The following is a 16,084-nucleotide window of genomic DNA, read 5'->3' as shown; positions in this document are numbered from 1 at the left end:
ACCAGAAGCACAGACATGAAATCGATAAAAGTAGGTTTGCTAGGCGTGGGCAATGTCGGAGGCGGTACCTTCGACGTCCTGAAACGCAACCAGGAAGAGATCCGCCGCCGCGCTGGCCGCGGCATCGAGGTGGTGGCCGTCTCGGCCCGCAATACCGAGCGCGCGAAACAGCGCACGGGCGGCGAGGTCACCGTCGTGGCCGATCCTTTCGCCATCGTCGACGATCCGTCGATCGACATCGTCGTCGAACTGATCGGCGGCTACGACACGGCGCGCGAGCTGGTGCTGCGGGCGATTGCCAACGGCAAGCACGTCGTCACCGCCAACAAGGCCCTGCTGGCCGTGCACGGCAACGAGATCTTCAAGGCGGCCCAGGACAAGGGCGTGATGGTGGCCTTCGAGGCGGCCGTCGCCGGCGGCATCCCCATCATCAAGGCGCTGCGCGAAGGCCTGACGGCCAACCGCATCGAATGGCTGGCCGGGATCATAAACGGCACCACCAACTTCATCCTGTCCGAAATGCGCGACAAGGGCCTGGACTTCGACACCGTGCTGAAACAGGCGCAGGCCCTGGGCTACGCCGAAGCCGATCCGACCTTCGATATCGAAGGGGTGGACGCGGCGCACAAGGTCACCATCATGTCGGCTATCGCCTTCGGCATTCCGATGCAGTTCTCCAAGGCCCACGTGGAAGGCATCACGCGCCTGGAAGCGATCGACATCCGCTACGCCGAGCAGTTGGGCTACCGCATCAAGCTGCTGGGTATCGCCAAGCGCGCCAAGGTCAATGGCGTGGAAGGCATCGAGCTGCGCGTGCACCCGACCCTGATTCCCGCCAAGCGCCTGATCGCCAACGTGGAAGGGGCGATGAACGCCGTGCTGGTGCAGGGCGACGCCATCGGCGCCACGCTGTACTACGGCAAGGGCGCCGGCGCCGAGCCGACCGCGTCGGCCGTCATCGCCGACCTGGTCGACATCACCCGGCTGGCCACGGCCGATCCGGAACACCGCGTGCCGCATCTGGCCTTCCAGCCGGATGAACTGGCCGATATCGCCATCCTGCCGATGGCCGAAGTCACCACCAGCTACTACCTGCGCATGCGCGTGGCCGACCAGCCGGGCGTGCTGGCGGACCTGACGCGCATCCTGGCCGATGGCGAAATCTCGATCGACGCGATGATGCAGAAGGAGCCGGCCGAAGGCGAGGTCCAGGCCGACATCATCATGCTGACGCACCAGACCCAGGAAAAGAAGGTGCTCGCGGCCATCGCCTGCATGGAAGGCCTGCCGACGGTGCTGGGCAGCGTCACCAAGATTCGCCTGGAAAACCTGAGCTGACTCTGCCTCGCGCCGGCGCATGAAGGACGGCAGCAGCCGTCCTTTTTTGTTTACAGCGGCGCCACCGGCATGCACAGCTCCGCCTCGAACACGCCGGTGGCGGGATCGTAGGCCGCGTCGGGTGGGTAGTGCTCGAAGAAGGGCCGGCCGTCCAGCTGCAGCCCGCTCGACGGCAGCCAGTCGCGGGTCAGTGCCGTCCATGCATGGTTGACGGCGTGGCCCGGGCCGCGGAAGCGGTGCACGGCATAGCGCCCGCCCGGCAGCACGGTGCGCATCGGGTTGCCGGACAACACACGCTCCGGCGCCACCTCGACGGCCGCGTCGTAGCGGCACTGTGCGGGCGCCGTCGTGATGGGATCGTCCAGGCAGATGCCGTAGCGGGGCAATCCCAGCAACTGGTTCGTCGCCATCCACGGATAAACCGTTTCGGTCCAGAAGGTGAAAAGCTCGGGGCCGTAGGGTCCCGTCTTGCGCAGGTAGGCCAGGTGGACGGGCTGGCGTTCGACGATGGTGACTTCGATCATGGTGTGCTCCCTCGGGTTGGTGGAGACACCATCGTGCCGCGTCGCGGGACTGCCCGCCTGACCGCCGTTGCGGGCCACCTGACCGGACTTGCTGTCCTGTGCCCGCTGCCCCTGGCGCCATGTCGTCGGCGCCTGGCCGAAGCGGGCCTTGAAGGCGCGCGTAAAGGCCTCGGCCGAGCCGAAACCGGCCGCCAGCGCCGCCTGCAGCACCGTCACGTCGGGTTGCGAAGCCAGGCGCGAGGCGGCCGTTTCCAGCCGGCGCCGACGCACGTAGTCGCCCACCGTCTCGCCCATCCAGCTCGAAAACAGACGGTGAAAGTGGAACGGTGAAAAATGCGCCACTTCGGCCAGCTCGGGCAGGCTCACCTGCCGGTCCAGGTGGCGGTCGATATGTTCCAGTACCCGGTGCATGCGGTGCTCGTATTCGCGGCGGTGCAAGTCGGTCATGGGCGTCCTCGGCGTGATGGCTACACGCTACCTTGGACTACGTCGGCGGGCAAGGGGGGACGGCGCAAAAAAAACGGGCGACATCTGCATGTCGCCCGGGAAGGGGTTACTGCTACTCTCAGATACTACTCACACTGCGGCATTGCCGACCGCGCAGGTCCCGGCTCCCCGGGATGTTTGCGGTCCTTACACAGGTCGTGCTTACTTCGCTGCGACGGTCAGTTCGCTTTTCACTTCCTTGACGCCGGCGACGGCCGATGCAGCCTGGATGGCCTTGGTGCCTTCGTCGGTGCTCGCAACGGTGCCTTTCAGGACGACGACGCCAGCGTTGCTGGTGACGGCGATTTCTTTCTGGTCAGCCAGCGCGGCCGAGACTTTCGCGGTCAGCGCGGTATCGCCCGAAGCGGCGGCTGCACCTGCCATGGCCGCATCCTGCTGCGGCTCGGCGGCGATAGCGAAGGAAGCTACGCTCAGCGAAGCGGCGGCCAGCAGGGATGCGATCAGGTTCGATTTCGTCATGGTTACTCTCCAGTGTTATTTAAGGGAACGCCTTGTGACGTTGAAGAGGTAATAGCGAATACCGTGCCAGCTAAACTATTTGTTTATGAATCAATGACTTAAAAGTTTGGCACGGATTTTTGTTTCTGTGAGGTAGTGAAATAGATGGCGGAATGACGCCATATGGCGACAGTTATCGCTACAGTATTTCTAAGTATTTGATTTTAAAGAATTATTTTTGTTACCGAACAGCGACAAAGGCGCTTCCGGGCGGTATTTCACGGGTTTTTAGCTGCCGCATGGGAATAAACCGCCGCCAAAGCGCCGTCATGGCTACCCATTCGCCCAATGCACAGGCGCCTCCGCCGGCGACAAGGGTCACGACCAGGATGATGGGATGGATGATCGGCGCGGCCCCGGCAGCGGCGCCAGGCAGCAGGCCGGCAACGAGCCAGGCGCCGACGCCGCACAGAATGCGGCTGGCATAGGCGGACAGGCGCTTACCGTAGCGGTAACCCGCCAGCGGGACGGCAGGCCAAGCATCGTCGCCAGCGCCGCCATGTCGGTTACCGCGCCTGCTGCCAGCGCCAGGAGCGTGGCGAGCTGGCCGTGCATAAAGGGAGGCAAGATGTCGAGTTTCTTGACGAAGGAAGACATCGGGATCGTTATGAGATGCATAACCTGCCAGTTTAGCTCCGGGGGTAGTGGCCAGGGCAGGAGTGGGGAGGGCGGCGACGGATGGTTGCGCCAAAAAAAACGGGTGACATTTGCATGTCACCCGGGGAAGGGGAGGTACTACTGCTACTCTCAGATGCTACTTCTACTACAAACTACAAAACAACAGCCTCGGCTCCCCGAGGCTGCGGGGGATCGGTATTGCAGTGTCGTGCGCCGTTTACTTGGCGGCGACGGTCAGTTCGCTTTTCACTTCCTTGACACCGGCCACGGCGGACGCTGCCTGGATGGCCTTCGTGCCTTCGTCGGTGCTGGCAACGGTACCGGTCAGGACGACGACGCCGGACTGGCTCGACACGCCGATCTGCTTCTGGTCAGCCAGTGCAGCCTTGACTTTGGCGGTCAGCGCTGTATCGCCCGAAGCGGCGGCTGCGCCTGCCATGGCGGCGTCCTGCTGCGGCTCGGCGGTAGCGATGGATGCAACGCTCAGCGAAGCGGCGGCCAGCAGGGCAGCGATCAGTTTCGATTTCGTCATGGTTTATCTCCATTCAATATTAAATAACGCCTAATGACGCTGTCGAATACTGAGCAAAAGCCGTGCCAGATAAAATAACGTCATATAAATCAATGACTTGAAAATTTTTGGGGCGTTAAATTTGCGTTAAGGAATCAAAAAAGGCCAGATCTGTCGCCTGGGAGCGACAGCTTCTGGCCCATAAACGTCAAGTGGTTGATTCTTATGCGTTTATTCCTGTCGCTCCTCAGCGACAGCATTATTGTCGATACGGAACTGGCTGGCGTTCAGGTCGTACTTCTGCAGCAACCGGTAGAACTCGGTGCGGTTGCGTTCGGCCAGCCGGGCAGCGTCGGAAACGTTGCCATCAGTGAGTTTCAGCAGTTGCACGAGGTAGTTGCGCTCGAAACGCTGCTTCGCTTCCGTGTAGCTGAGCACCTCCAGGGTCGGCACGCGCAGCGCGCGTTGCACCAGCGACAGGGGCACCAGCGGCGCCGTCGCCAGGGCGCACACATGCTCCACCACGTTGTACAGCTGGCGCACATTGCCCGGCCAGGAAGCGCGTGTCAGCGCCTCCAGTGCGTCCGGCGCGAAGCCGTTGACGGTCTTCTCGTATTTCTTCGCCAGCATCTGCAGGAAGGTGGTCGACAGCAGGCCGATATCCTCGCGCCGCTGTGCCAGCGCCGGCAAGGTCAGGGTAATGACGTTCAGGCGGTAATACAGGTCCTCGCGGAACTGGCCTTCCAGCATGGCGGCATCCAGGTCGCGGTGCGTGGCCGACAGGATGCGCACGTCCACCGGCTTGCCGGCGTCGGAGCCCAGCTGGCGCACTACGCGCTCCTGCAGCACGCGCAGCAGCTTTACCTGCAGCAGCAGCGGCATGTCGCCGATTTCGTCGAGGAACAGCGTGCCGCCGTCGGCTGCCTGCACCAGGCCTTCGCGGTTCGTCACGGCGCCCGTGAACGCGCCCTTGACGTGGCCGAACAGTTCCGATTCCAGCAGGGGCTCGGGAATCGCGCCGCAATTGACGGCGATGAACGGCGCCTTGGCGCGCCGGCTGGCGCGGTGGATGGCGCGCGCCAGCAATTCCTTGCCGGTGCCGCTCTCGCCCCGTATCAGCACGCTGGCGTCGGAAGCGGCCACCAGGCGCGCCTCGGCCAGCAGCTCGGCCATCGACTGGCTGCGGCTGATGATCTCGGCGCGCCAGCTGTCGTCGCCGCTGGTGCGATTCGCCGTCGGCGCCGTCAGGGCCAGGGCCTGGCCGATCCGTTCCAGCAGCACCTTGGCGTCGAACGGCTTGGTCAGGTAGGCGTAGGCGCCCAGCGACGTCGCCTCGACGGCGTCGGGAATGGTGCCGTGCGCCGTCAGCAGGATCACGGGCAGGGCAGGATACTGGCTGCGGATCTGCTGGAACAGGGCCATGCCGTCCCGTTCGGGCAGGCGGATATCGCTGATGACGAGCGACGGCAGTTGCATCGACATGCGTGCCAGCGCCGCTTCGGCGCTGCCGACGGCGGTGACGCGGTAGCCGTTGGCCGTCAGCCGCATCGACAACAGGCGCAGCAGGTCCGGGTCGTCGTCGACCAGCAGCAGGTGGGCGCCGTTCGACATCAGCGGCTCCCCGCGGTCGAGCTGCCGCTGGTGGGCCGCACGGGCAGCCCCCGTTCGATGGCCTTCAGCGCTTCCAGCGTTTCGCCCAGCTGATCGGATTTGCGCTGCGTCTCGCGCAGCTGGAGGGCCAGGCGGTCGGCCGTGTCGGACAGGCGGCGCGCTTCGGCGCAATGGCTCGACAGCAGCTGCGCCAGCGGCTTCAGGCCTTCCGCTTCCGGTTCGTTGGAAGTGGCCACGCTGTCGAAGATCGACTGGGCCCGGGCCAGGTCGCCGCCGCCGCGCGTGAGCATCAGGATCAGGCCCGTCTGCAAGGTGATCTTCGGCGTGCGCTGTTGCAGGGTGATGCCGGACAGTTCCTTCAGCAGTTCGCCCTGGGTCATGCGGCGCAGCGACTGGTGATAGGCCAGCAGCGGCGCCACCTCGTCGCGCGGCGCCACCGGGGCCACGGCCACCGGCAGCGGCGCCACGCGCGGCGTGACGGGATAGTGGATGGCAAGCGGTTTCTGCGCGCAGCCGGCCAGCAGCAGTGCCAATGACAGGCACAAGGGCAGGCCGGGCGCGTTCGATTTAATGTTCATAAGGCAGTTCGATGCGGAAGTGGGCCCCCCGCGAGGAGGGCATGAGTTGCAGGCTGCCGCCGTGCGCGTTGATGTATTCGCGCACGATGGACAGGCCGATGCCATTGCCGCGGCGGGCGCCCGGCGGCTGGCGTTCGCCCTGGTAGAAGGGCTCGAAGACCCGCTCGGCATCGTGCGGGGCCACGCCCGGGCCCTGGTCGATGCAGTCGAGTCGCAGCTGCCTGCCTTGCGGCGTCGCCACGCAGTCGAGCGTGAAACGGATGGTGCCGCCGGCGGGGCTGAAGCGCAGCGCGTTCGACAGCAGGTTGCTGACGACGATGGCCAGCTGGTCGCCGTCGATGTCGATCGGCGGCGCCATGCCGTCCACCGTCACCGTCAACGCATGCGCCTGCCATTGCAGGCGCTGGCTGTCGATCACCCGTGCCAGCAGTTCGCCCATGTCCGTGCGCACGCGGCGCAGGTGCTGCGCGTCGAAACTGGCAGCATTGTAGCGCAGCAGGTCCTCGATCTGGCCCTGCAGCGACACGGTATTCTGCCGCAGGATGACGGCGATCTCGCGCTGGTTCGGCGCCAGCGGTCCGGCCACCTCGTCCTCCAGCAGGGCCACGCCTTCGACCAATGCGGCCAGCGGCGTTTTCAGTTCGTGCGAAATATGGCGCAGGAAGCGCGACTTGTCTTCCTCCAGGTGCGACAGGCGCTGGCGCAGCCAGTCCAGGTGGCGGCCCAGGCGGCGCAGGTCGGCCGGGCCGTCGACCGCCACCGGCACGTCGTAGCGGTTGTCGCCCAGCTGGGCGATGGCGTTCTCGATCTGGCGCAGCGGCCGCGCCAGCCAGATGCCGAAGGCCAGCGCCAGCACGGCAGCCAGCCCGATCGACAGCGCGGCCTGGCCTTTCAGGATGGTGCGGCGTTCATCGAGCTCGGTCAGGATGGCGGCGTTGCGCCGGTCCACTTCTTCCTTGACCCGCTCGGCCAGTTCATCGTTGACGGCGGGTAGTTGCGACAGGGCCGCGTCGAGGCGCAACTGGCGCGCATTGCGCCGCTCGCGTGGCATCTCCAGCGCCTGCCAGGCCGCCTGGCCGTTGCGGCGCCAGTCGGCGAACGCCGTCGGCTCGCCCGCCGGCAGTTCCGCGGCAATGGCGTCGAGCGAGGCCAGCGCATCGCGCCAGGCTTCGGCGAAGCGTTCGCGGAAGGCAGCATCGTCCAGCACGAGGAACTGGCGCGCACTGCGTTCCATCGCCACGCTGCGCTCGGCCAGGCGCTGGGCATTGGCCGTCAGCGCGATCGCATCCTTGCTCGTTTCGCGGCTTTGCGCGGCCAGCCGCTCGAGCGTCAGCAGCGCCTGCACCGACGTGGCGGTGAGCAGGGCCGCAATGAGCAGGAATGCCCCCAGCAGCAACTGGCGAAATGACGGTTTCAGGGACATGGAAGGGGGCGAATCGGGCGGCAAAAGTCCTAATGTTAACCGATCAATAATATACAGGGTGGTTTCCTTTGCGCGGGCGCGCTGTGGCGCGGACTGGTGCCAACCGTCGTGGCGTGGCAAAGCGGCCACGCCAAGGGTGTTCGATTCCGTATGGACAATATAAATTTCCATATCATAATTAGTTGCCTGATAGTCTCACCAATTGTCACAGCTGCAAAAGTATACTTCTGAAATTTCCAGGTGGAAATAGTACGATGGCGTTTTCGTGACTGCCTGATGAGGTTGATGTGTTCAAGAGTTCTCCAGCGGTAGCGGCCGGCCTGTTGTTCCTGGCCGGCTGCGCCACCACCAGCACGCCGCCGGTCGCCGTCGAGGCACCCGTATCGCGCGTACAGCAGGCCCAGGCCCAGAAGGCCGCCGCGCTGCCCCAGCAAAAAATCTTCAAGCGCAAGGTTGCCATCGGCCGCTTCAGCAATGAAACGCGTTACGGCCGCACCTTCCTGACGGACGCCAGCAGCGATCCCCTGGGCAAGCAGGCCTCCGACATGCTGGCAACAAAACTGGTCGGCTCCAACAAGTTCCTCGTCTTCGAACGCCAGGACCTGGCCAAGATCACGAGCGAGCAGCAGCGCAATGGCGCCGCGGCGAGCGACCTGGTGGGCGTCGATGCCCTGATTCTCGGTTCGGTGACGGAGTTCGGCCGCAGCACCACGGGCAAGGCCGGCTTCCTCAGTTCGACCAAGATCCAGACGGCGCGGGCCAAGGTCGAAGTGCGCCTGGCCGACGCCCGCACGGGCCACGTCTTCTTCACCGCATCGGGCACGGGCGAGGCAAGCACGGAATCGGGCGAGGTTGCCGGTTATGGCAGCAAGGCCGATTACGACGCGACCTTGAACGACCGCGCCATTGCCGCGGCCATCTCCGACGTGCAGACGGCGCTGATGAACAAGCTCGAAGAGCGCCGCTGGCGCACCGACATCCTCAAGAGCGACGGCCGGTCGGTGTTCATCTCCGGCGGTGCGAGACAGGGCGTCGTCGTCGGCGATACCTTCGCCGTCATGCGCGAAGGCGAAAAGGTCAAGAGCGCCCAGAGCGGCTTCGAGATCACGCTGCCCGGCACCCAGGTGGCGACCGTGAAGGTGGTCAGCCTGTTCGGCGACGCCGAGAACAACGAAGGTGCGGTGGCCGAACTGGTCAGCGGCAGCGTGCCGAAAAGCGGCGGCGCTTACTTCATTACGGAAGCGGGGAAATGACGATGGCAATGATGAAGACGATATTGGCCGCCGCGCTGGCGGCGGCGGTGGCCGGCTGCGCGCTGCCCACCACCACGGTGAAGGCAGGCGCGTCGCGCCCGGCGCTGTCGGTGCAGGGCGCACCGGCGGGTGCGGTGCTGTATGTCGACGGCATGTCGATGGGCGAAGCCGGCACCTATGACGGCGTCAAGCAAAAGCTGCTGATCGAGGAAGGCGCCCACCGCGTCGAAGTGCGCCAGGGCCAGGCGGTCCTGCTGACGCAGCAGATATTTGCCGGCAGCGGCGAGACCACGACCGTCACCGTCAGCGCGGAGGCGGCCAAATGAAGCGGCTCGCACTGATCGCCACGACGGCGCTGCTGGCGGCATGCTCGACGGCGCCGCAGAAGAAATACGACTGGGGTAATTACGAGCAGTCGCTCTACCAGTACTACAAGAGCCCGGCCGAAGTGAATGCGCTGGTGGCATCGATCGACGCCACGATCGGCAACGCCGAGAAGGCCAGCCGTCCGGTCCCGCCAGGGCTGTATGCGGAGTACGGTTTCCTGCTGCTGCAACAGGGCAAGACCCAGGACGCCATCGCCTTCTTCGGCAAGGAAAAAACCCGCTGGCCCGAATCGGCCACGCTGATGAACCGGATGATCAAGATGGCCGAATCGAAGCCGGCGCGCGAGGTGACCCCATGAAGCGCATCATCGGTAAACTGGCGGCACTGGGCGCATTGGCGGCGATCGTCACGGGCTGCGCCACTCAGCCGCCCCAGCGCAAGGACTACACGGCCTTCCGCCAGGCCGATCCCCGTTCCGTGCTGGTGGTTCCCGTCGTCAGCCGCAGCGTCGACGTCGATGCGCCGGACTACTTCCTGTCGACCATTTCGCAACCGATCGCGGAGCGGGGATACTATGTCTTCCCCGTCAACCTGATCAAGCGCGTCATGGAAGACGACGGCCTGGGCGACGCCAATCTGGTGCACGCCAGCGCAACGCCGAAGCTGGCGGAACTGTTCGGCGCGGACGCCGTGCTGTACGTCGTCATCGAGCGCTGGGATTCCAAGTATGCCGTGTTCTCGACCGTCACGACGGTGGAACTGAGCTACTCGCTGAAGAACGGCAAGAGCGGCAACGAGCTGTGGAAGCATTCGGAAAAAATGGCCTACGACCCGGCCGCCCAGCAGTCGCAAGGCGGCCTGGCGGGGCTGATCGCCAAGGCGGTGGTGGCGGCAATCGAAAAGGCCAAGCCGAACTACATTCCGCTGGCCCGTTCCGTCAACGGCGCCTCGGTCGTGCGCGCGGGCCACGGGCTGCCGGCCGGTCCCTACGATCCGGGCTACAAGGCCGACCAGCAGCAGTTCTGATTCCGGCTGCACTGCCAGGGGCCGGGCCGTCATTGGCCCGGCTCTTTTTTTTCATTCGTCCTTCACTCGTCCAGCTGCCAGACATACTGCATCCGCGTCCATGACTGGTAAGGTACGCCGTCCACCGTGCCGGGCTGGAAGCGGCACAGCGACAGCCCCGCCTGCGCCGCGCGATCCAGTTCGCGCGTGCCGCTCGACTTCTCCACCTTCGATTCCACCACCTTGCCATCCGTGCCGATCAGGAGCGCCAGGGTGACGGTGCCCGTATCGCCGTTTCGCTGCGCAGTGCGCGGGTACTCGGGCCGCGTGCAGGCCTTCGCGTCGACCACGGCTTCCTTGCGCACGGGCGCCGCTTTCGGCACCGGTTCGGCCACCTGGGCCGTGCCCGTGCCGATGCCCATGCCGGGGGGCGGCGCCACCGTGTCCGTGGTAGAGCGGGTCGTCAGCACCGGTGGGTCGGTCGGCTGCTGGAAGTCCGGCAGGTCCACGGGCGGTACCGCCATGGATGGTGGCGCCTTCATGCTTGGCTCCGGCAGGGGTTCCGGCAGCGGCTCGGGCTCGGGAATGGGCGTGGGCAGGATGTCGATCACGCCCGGGATGCTGTGCGTCAGGCTGACCGTGCTGTTTTGTAGGGCGATGCCCGCCGCGAGTACGTGCAGCAGCACGACGGCGGCAATGCCGGTGGGGTTTTTGCGGCGTCCATTGGCAATGAAGTCCATGGTGATCTCCGGTGGTTTGTGGAAGTTCGAATTGCTATGAAGTGGAAGTATATTATTCCATCGAATAGCAATATTGGAACGAATTTCTTTGCCATGTCCTCCCGTGCTATCCTTCTTCCAATAAGTACTCTGATTGCCAGGAGGTGGAAATGAAGAAGAAGGCGGAACGCATCCGCGTGATGCTGGCCGACGATCACCCGATCGTCATGGCGGGGTTCGCGATGTCGCTGGCGGCACCGGAATTCGATGTGGTGGCGCAGGCGCGCACGCCGGAGGAGGCCATCGCGCAGTTCGGCGAGCAGCGGCCGGACGTGCTGATCCTCGATATCCGCTTCGGCGAGCAGCTGACGGGGCTTGATGTGGCGCGCCGGCTGCTGGCCGACACGCCGGACGCACGCATCGTGTTCCTGACCCAGTTCGATCAGGACAGCCTGATCAAGGAGTGCTACCGCATCGGCGGGCGCGCCTTCATCACGAAGGATTGCGACCCCGAGGAACTTGCGGCGGCGGTGCGGCGCGCCCACGCGGGCGAGCTGTATTTCATGGCGCCGATCGCGGAGCGGCTGGCCAGCATTTCCGTGCTGGGCGACGTGTCGCCCCAGGCGCTGCTGGACGAGCGCTCGCTGGAGATCTTCACCTTGATGGCCGAAGGGCTGACGAATGCGGAAATCGCCGAGCGGCTGGACGTGTCGAGCAAGACCATCAGCAACGCCAGCCAGGCCGTCAAGGAAAAGCTGGGCATCCACCGGCCGGCCGACATCACCAGGCTGGCCGTGCGCCATGGCCTGATCCAGCCTTGAACCTGCGCTGGAGCACGCGCAAGCGGCTGCTGGCGATCACCATCGCGCCGCTGGTGGCGATGTGCCTGACCCTGGTGTGGACCAATTACCAGTCGCGCCAGGACGAGGTGCGGGCCGAACTGGCAGAGCGGGGCCGCTTGCTGGCGAGGGTGCTGGCCGACAGCAGCGAGCGGGCCATCGCGGCGGGGCATTACGAGGACTTGCAGCGCACCATCCGCGACGTGCTGCAGTCCGACACGGCGATCTGGCAGGTGGCCCTGTTCGACGCGCGGCGCCGCCCGCTGCTGCGGGTGCAGGGCCGAGCCCCAGGCGGGCCGGAGACGCGCTACTACGAGGCGGCCGTGCTGAAGCGGCTGATCTGGGTCAGGACGCCGGCCGGCGGGAACGGCACCGGCATGTCGGTCGAGACGGTGGGCTACCTGCAGGTACGCATGGCGCCGGCGGCCCTGCTGCAGAAGCAGGCGCGCCGCTTCCAGCTCGAGCTGCTGTGGGCCAGCCTGGGGCTGCTGCTGTGCGGCGCTGCCGCCTTCCGGCTGTCGCAGGGTTTCGACACGTCGCTGCAGCAGTCGATGCAGGCGCTGCGCGATGCCGATGCCGAGAAGCGGCGGCTGCTGCGGCGGGTGAATACGGCCGTCGAGGAGGAGCGCCGCAGCATCGCGCTGGAGATCCACGACGAACTCAATGCCGTGCTGGTGGCCGCGCGGCTGGAGGCGCAGCGCATCGCCGCGCTGGCGCGCGGGGTCGAGCCGCAGGCGACGGGCCTGGACATCGCCCGGCGCGCGCAGACCGTCACGCAATTGACTCTGGGCCTGTATAACAGCGGCCGCGCGCTGGTGCGCCGGCTGCGCACGGAAGTGTTGGACATGCTGGGCCTGCAGGGCGCCGTGGAGGAAATGGTGCGCCAGTTCGACACCAGCCATTCGGACTGCACTTTCGACTGCCGCGTGGTGGGCGATTTCTCCGGCATCGGGCCGGAAACGGCCATCACGGCCTACCGCGTCGTCCAGGAGGCGCTGGCCAATATCGTCAAGCACGCACGCGCTTCGCACGCTTCGGTGCTGCTGGAACGGCAGGGCGCATCGCTGCGTATCGAAGTATGTGACGATGGCATCGGCTTTCACGCTGCCAGCCGTCAGGATGGCATCGGCGTGGCCGGCATGCGCGAACGGGTGCATGCGCTGGAAGGCAGCTTCACGATCGCCAGCAACGGCGACGGCGGCGGTACGCGCATCGTCATCGCGCTGCCGCTGGCCGGCTAGCGCCCCGGTGGCAAGACAGCGACCGGATGCACCCGGCGGTATCGCGAGCCGATACCGTGCGCGGCAGCATTGTTCGTGCGCCGGTTGTGCTGTATGTTGTCGATTCCCTCAACTCGAAACACCACCACCATGAGCCAGGCGAGCCAGTTTTCGCTGCTGACGCAGCGCCGTTTCGCGCCCTTCTTCTGGACCCAGTTCCTGGGTGCCTTCAACGACAACCTGTTCAAGACGGCGTTGATCGTCGTGCTGACCTTCGACGCCGCCAGCTGGACCAGCATGTCGCCGTCGCTGATCACGAACCTGGTACCGGGCCTGTTCATCCTGCCGTATGTGCTGTTTTCCGCCACGGCCGGCCAGATCGCCGAGAAGTTCGAGAAGGCCGGCCTGGTGCGCTTCATCAAGTGGCTGGAGATCGCCATCATGGGCGTGGCGGCGCTGGGCTGGATGACGCAGACCTTGTGGCTGTTGATCCTGGCCGTCTTCGCCATGGGCACCCACTCCACCCTGTTCGGACCCGTCAAGTATGCCTACCTGCCGCAGCAGCTGCGCCCCGAGGAGCTCACGGGCGGCAACGGCGTCGTCGAGATGGGCACCTTCGTCGGCATCTTGCTGGGGCAGGTGTTCGGCGACGTCATCGTCATGCACAAGGGCCTGGGCATCGCCTTCGTGGCGGCCGGCACGGTGGGCTTTGCCGTGCTGGGACTGGTGGCCAGCTACCGCATTCCCGTCACGCCGGCGCCGGCGCCGGACCTGGTGGTCAACTGGAACCCGTTCACGGAAACGGTGCGCAACCTGAAGCACTCGGCCGGCAACCGCAGCGTGTTCCTGTCGATGCTGGGCAATTCGTGGTTCTGGTTCTACGGCGCCATGATGCTGGCCCAGTTCCCCGTCTACGCAATGACCTACCTGCGGGGCGACCACAGCGTGTTCGTGCTGCTGCTGACGGTGTTCTCGCTGGGGATCGGCGTCGGCTCGCTGCTGTGCGAGCGCCTGTCCGGCCACAAGGTGGAAATCGGCCTGGTGCCGTTCGGCTCGATCGGCCTGTCGCTGTTCGGCATCGACCTGTATTTCGCCAGCCTGGGGTATGGCGGCGGCGCCGGCGTGACCGCCACGGTGGACGCCTTCGGCATGCTGGCGCAGCCCGGCAGCTGGCGCATCGTGTTCGACGTCGTCATGATCGGCGTGTTCGGCGGCCTGTTCATCGTGCCCCTGTTCGCGCTGATCCAGCTGCGCTGCGACCCGCGCCACCTGTCGCGCACCATCGCCGGCATGAACATCCTGAACGCGCTGTTCATGGTGGCCGCCGCCGGCGTCGCCATCGTGCTGCTGGGCCAGGGCTTCACGATTCCCGAGCTGTTCCTGGCCACGGCCATCATGAACGCCATCGTCGCCATCTATATCTTCTCGCTGGTGCCGGAGTTCCTGATGCGCTTCCTGGCCTGGCTGCTGATCCACACGGTGCACAAGGTCAAGGTGATCGAACACGGCCGCATTCCGGAGGAAGGCGCCGCCATCCTCGTGTGCAACCACGTCAGCTATGTCGACGCCATCGTCATCATGGCCGCCAGCCCCCGTCCGATCCGCTTCGTCATGGACCACCGCATCTTCAAGACGCCGCTGATGGGCTTCATCTTCCGCACCGCCAAGGCCATTCCCATCGCCGCGTCGAAGGAAGACCCGTGGCTGCTGGAGAAGGCCTATGTCGACATCGCCCATGCGCTGCACGACGGCGAGCTGGTGTGCATCTTCCCGGAAGGGCGGCTGACGACGACGGGCGAGATCAACGAATTCAAGGGCGGCATCGCCAAGATCGTCGAACGTTCGCACGTGCCCGTGATTCCGATGGCACTGCGCGGGCTGTGGGGACACCTGCTCAGCCGCAGCGGCGACAACCTGCTGGAACGGGCTTTCCGCAAGGGCCTGCGCTCGCGGCTGGCACTGGCCGTCGGAACGCCCGTCGCCCCCGCCGAGGTGACGCCCGAACTGTTGCAGCGCGAAGTGGCGGCGCTGCGGGGCGACTGGAAATAGGACGTTGGCTCTTATACAACTCGTTACAATATAGGAACACAGGAAAAGGTTTCCTTCTTAAAATAACCACTTTGCGCAACGAATGAGAGACCTAGCACGATGAACCGACTCTGGACGACAGCAATTTCCGCAGCAACCCTGGCCCTGCTGGCCGCCTGCGGTGGCAGCGACGACGACCCCGTGGGCACGTCCACGGGCGCGACCCCGACCGCGTCGGCCCGCCTGCTCAGCACCGATTTCACGCAGGGCGCGGACGGCTGGGTCGGCGAAAGCAGCGACTACACGACCGGGACGGCGCCGACCGAGGTGGTGTTCGAGCAGCGTGAAACGGACAGCCTGAACCTGGGTTACGTCAAGCCCAGCAAGGCGCAGTTCATCAGTGGCCGCAACAACAGCGACGACCTGTTCCTGTACATGAAAAAGCAGTTGCCGGGCTTCCTCGCCAACACGAGCTACACGGTGACGTACACCGTCAACCTGCTGAGCAATGCGCCGAGCGGCTGCATGGGCGTCGGCGGCGCACCAGGCGAATCCGTGTGGCTGGTGGCGGGCGGTTCTGCGACGGAGCCAAAGCCGGTGAACGACGGTAGCAACATCAAGTTCAACCTGGACAAGGGCAACCAGGCCGCCGCCGGCGCCACCTCCGTTATCCTGGGCAACCTGGCCAACGGCCGCGCCTGCGAAGGCGAGCGCGTCTACGCGGCCAAGGTGTACCGCAACGTCGTCAGCCCGGCCATCAAGGCCGATGCCGAAGGCAAGCTGTGGATCTACCTGGGCATCGACTCCGGCTTCGAAGCCACGTCCAGCATCTACCTGCAAAGCGTGACGATGACGTTCACGCCGGTGACGCCGGCGACCTGACCGGCCAGCACCCCGCACCAGCGCCTTCCCGCCTCCCGGCCGGAAGGCGTTTTTCATTGCCGCAAGACCGAAGACAGTCCCCTGTTTTCCGGCAATGAGCACCGATTGCCGGAGGAGCAGATTGCTCATGAACCGGGGATCTGATACCAGCTTTGAGCAACCTTTCTGCAGTACAAAATTTCCCGAAAGCCATGTTGCTGACC

Annotated in this window: 16 protein-coding genes; 9 read left to right on the top strand and 7 right to left on the bottom strand. The window is 65.3% G+C overall.

Features of this window, described 5'->3' with window-relative positions; genetic code table 11:
• Window positions 1–15: 15 nt before the first annotated feature.
• Window positions 16–1,338: a homoserine dehydrogenase gene (locus GM672_RS10200; protein WP_155470421.1), complete on the top strand. Its 1,323-nt coding sequence runs from the start codon at window positions 16–18 to the stop codon at window positions 1,336–1,338.
• A gap of 50 nt (window positions 1,339–1,388) precedes the next feature.
• On the opposite strand, the gene GM672_RS10195 is transcribed toward GM672_RS10200, so the two are convergent.
• From GM672_RS10195 to GM672_RS10170, 6 genes are all read right to left on the bottom strand, one after another.
• A complete protein-coding gene (locus GM672_RS10195; RefSeq protein WP_155470420.1) occupies window positions 1,389–2,309 on the bottom strand; it encodes an AraC family transcriptional regulator in 921 nt (306 codons plus the stop codon).
• Window positions 2,310–2,510: 201 nt separating this feature from the next.
• Window positions 2,511–2,828, bottom strand: a complete 318-nt coding sequence (locus GM672_RS10190) for a BON domain-containing protein (protein ID WP_155470419.1) — start codon at window positions 2,826–2,828, stop codon at window positions 2,511–2,513.
• An 874-nt stretch (window positions 2,829–3,702) separates the two neighbouring features.
• On the bottom strand, window positions 3,703–4,017 hold the full coding sequence (locus tag GM672_RS10185) for a BON domain-containing protein (protein WP_155470418.1): 315 nt from the start codon (window positions 4,015–4,017) through the stop codon (window positions 3,703–3,705).
• Window positions 4,018–4,227: 210 nt separating this feature from the next.
• Window positions 4,228–5,607 carry a sigma 54-interacting transcriptional regulator gene (locus GM672_RS10180; protein ID WP_155470417.1) on the bottom strand — a complete coding sequence of 460 codons (1,380 nt, stop codon included), beginning with the start codon at window positions 5,605–5,607 and terminating at the stop codon, window positions 4,228–4,230.
• Complete coding sequence (locus tag GM672_RS10175; RefSeq protein WP_155470416.1) at window positions 5,607–6,185, bottom strand: hypothetical protein; 579 nt, start codon at window positions 6,183–6,185, stop codon at window positions 5,607–5,609. Before GM672_RS10175 ends, GM672_RS10180 begins: the two co-directional genes overlap by 1 nt.
• The gene (locus tag GM672_RS10170; protein ID WP_155470415.1) at window positions 6,175–7,608 is read right to left on the bottom strand and encodes a HAMP domain-containing sensor histidine kinase; all 1,434 of its coding nucleotides are present in this window, start codon (window positions 7,606–7,608) and stop codon (window positions 6,175–6,177) included. Before GM672_RS10170 ends, GM672_RS10175 begins: the two co-directional genes overlap by 11 nt.
• A 287-nt stretch (window positions 7,609–7,895) precedes the next feature.
• Between GM672_RS10170 and GM672_RS10165 the strand changes: the two genes are divergently transcribed.
• The 4 genes from GM672_RS10165 to GM672_RS10150 are packed head-to-tail and all read left to right on the top strand — an operon-like array spanning window position 7,896 to window position 10,214.
• Window positions 7,896–8,861, top strand: a complete 966-nt coding sequence (locus tag GM672_RS10165; protein ID WP_188915865.1) for a CsgG/HfaB family protein — start codon at window positions 7,896–7,898, stop codon at window positions 8,859–8,861.
• 2 nt (window positions 8,862–8,863) lie between these two features.
• Entirely contained in the window at window positions 8,864–9,187 is a 324-nt protein-coding gene (locus tag GM672_RS10160; protein WP_155470414.1) for a hypothetical protein, read from the top strand.
• Entirely contained in the window at window positions 9,184–9,546 is a 363-nt protein-coding gene (locus GM672_RS10155) for a DUF4810 domain-containing protein (RefSeq protein WP_155470413.1), read from the top strand. The genes GM672_RS10160 and GM672_RS10155 overlap by 4 nt, the downstream gene beginning before the upstream one ends.
• Window positions 9,543–10,214: a DUF799 domain-containing protein gene (locus tag GM672_RS10150; protein WP_155470412.1), complete on the top strand. Its 672-nt coding sequence runs from the start codon at window positions 9,543–9,545 to the stop codon at window positions 10,212–10,214. The genes GM672_RS10155 and GM672_RS10150 overlap by 4 nt, the downstream gene beginning before the upstream one ends.
• A gap of 62 nt (window positions 10,215–10,276) precedes the next feature.
• Here GM672_RS10150 and GM672_RS10145 read toward each other — a convergent pair whose 3' ends face one another.
• A complete protein-coding gene (locus GM672_RS10145; RefSeq protein WP_155470411.1) occupies window positions 10,277–10,933 on the bottom strand; it encodes an energy transducer TonB in 657 nt (218 codons plus the stop codon).
• Window positions 10,934–11,082: 149 nt separating this feature from the next.
• Here GM672_RS10145 and GM672_RS10140 point away from each other — a divergent pair, with 149 nt between their 5' ends.
• The 4 genes from GM672_RS10140 (at window position 11,083) to GM672_RS10125 (ending at window position 15,881) form a co-directional block, all read left to right on the top strand.
• The gene (locus tag GM672_RS10140; RefSeq protein WP_155470410.1) at window positions 11,083–11,733 is read left to right on the top strand and encodes a response regulator transcription factor; all 651 of its coding nucleotides are present in this window, start codon (window positions 11,083–11,085) and stop codon (window positions 11,731–11,733) included.
• Window positions 11,730–12,992, top strand: a complete 1,263-nt coding sequence (locus GM672_RS10135; protein WP_155470409.1) for an ATP-binding protein — start codon at window positions 11,730–11,732, stop codon at window positions 12,990–12,992. The genes GM672_RS10140 and GM672_RS10135 overlap by 4 nt, the downstream gene beginning before the upstream one ends.
• Before the next feature lie 129 nt (window positions 12,993–13,121).
• Window positions 13,122–15,020 carry an MFS transporter gene (locus GM672_RS10130; protein ID WP_155470408.1) on the top strand — a complete coding sequence of 633 codons (1,899 nt, stop codon included), beginning with the start codon at window positions 13,122–13,124 and terminating at the stop codon, window positions 15,018–15,020.
• Between the two features lie 99 nt (window positions 15,021–15,119).
• Window positions 15,120–15,881 (top strand): hypothetical protein, encoded by a 762-nt coding sequence (locus GM672_RS10125; RefSeq protein ID WP_155470407.1) that lies wholly within the window; start codon window positions 15,120–15,122, stop codon window positions 15,879–15,881.
• Window positions 15,882–16,084 lie beyond the last annotated feature (203 nt).

Origin of the sequence: Pseudoduganella buxea, assembly GCF_009720835.1 — a bacterium.
GTDB classification, from domain to species: Bacteria; Pseudomonadota; Gammaproteobacteria; order Burkholderiales; family Burkholderiaceae_D; genus Rugamonas; species Rugamonas buxea.
Note: the sequence above shows the minus strand (reverse complement) of the source record. Positions and strands in the feature narration are given on the sequence as shown.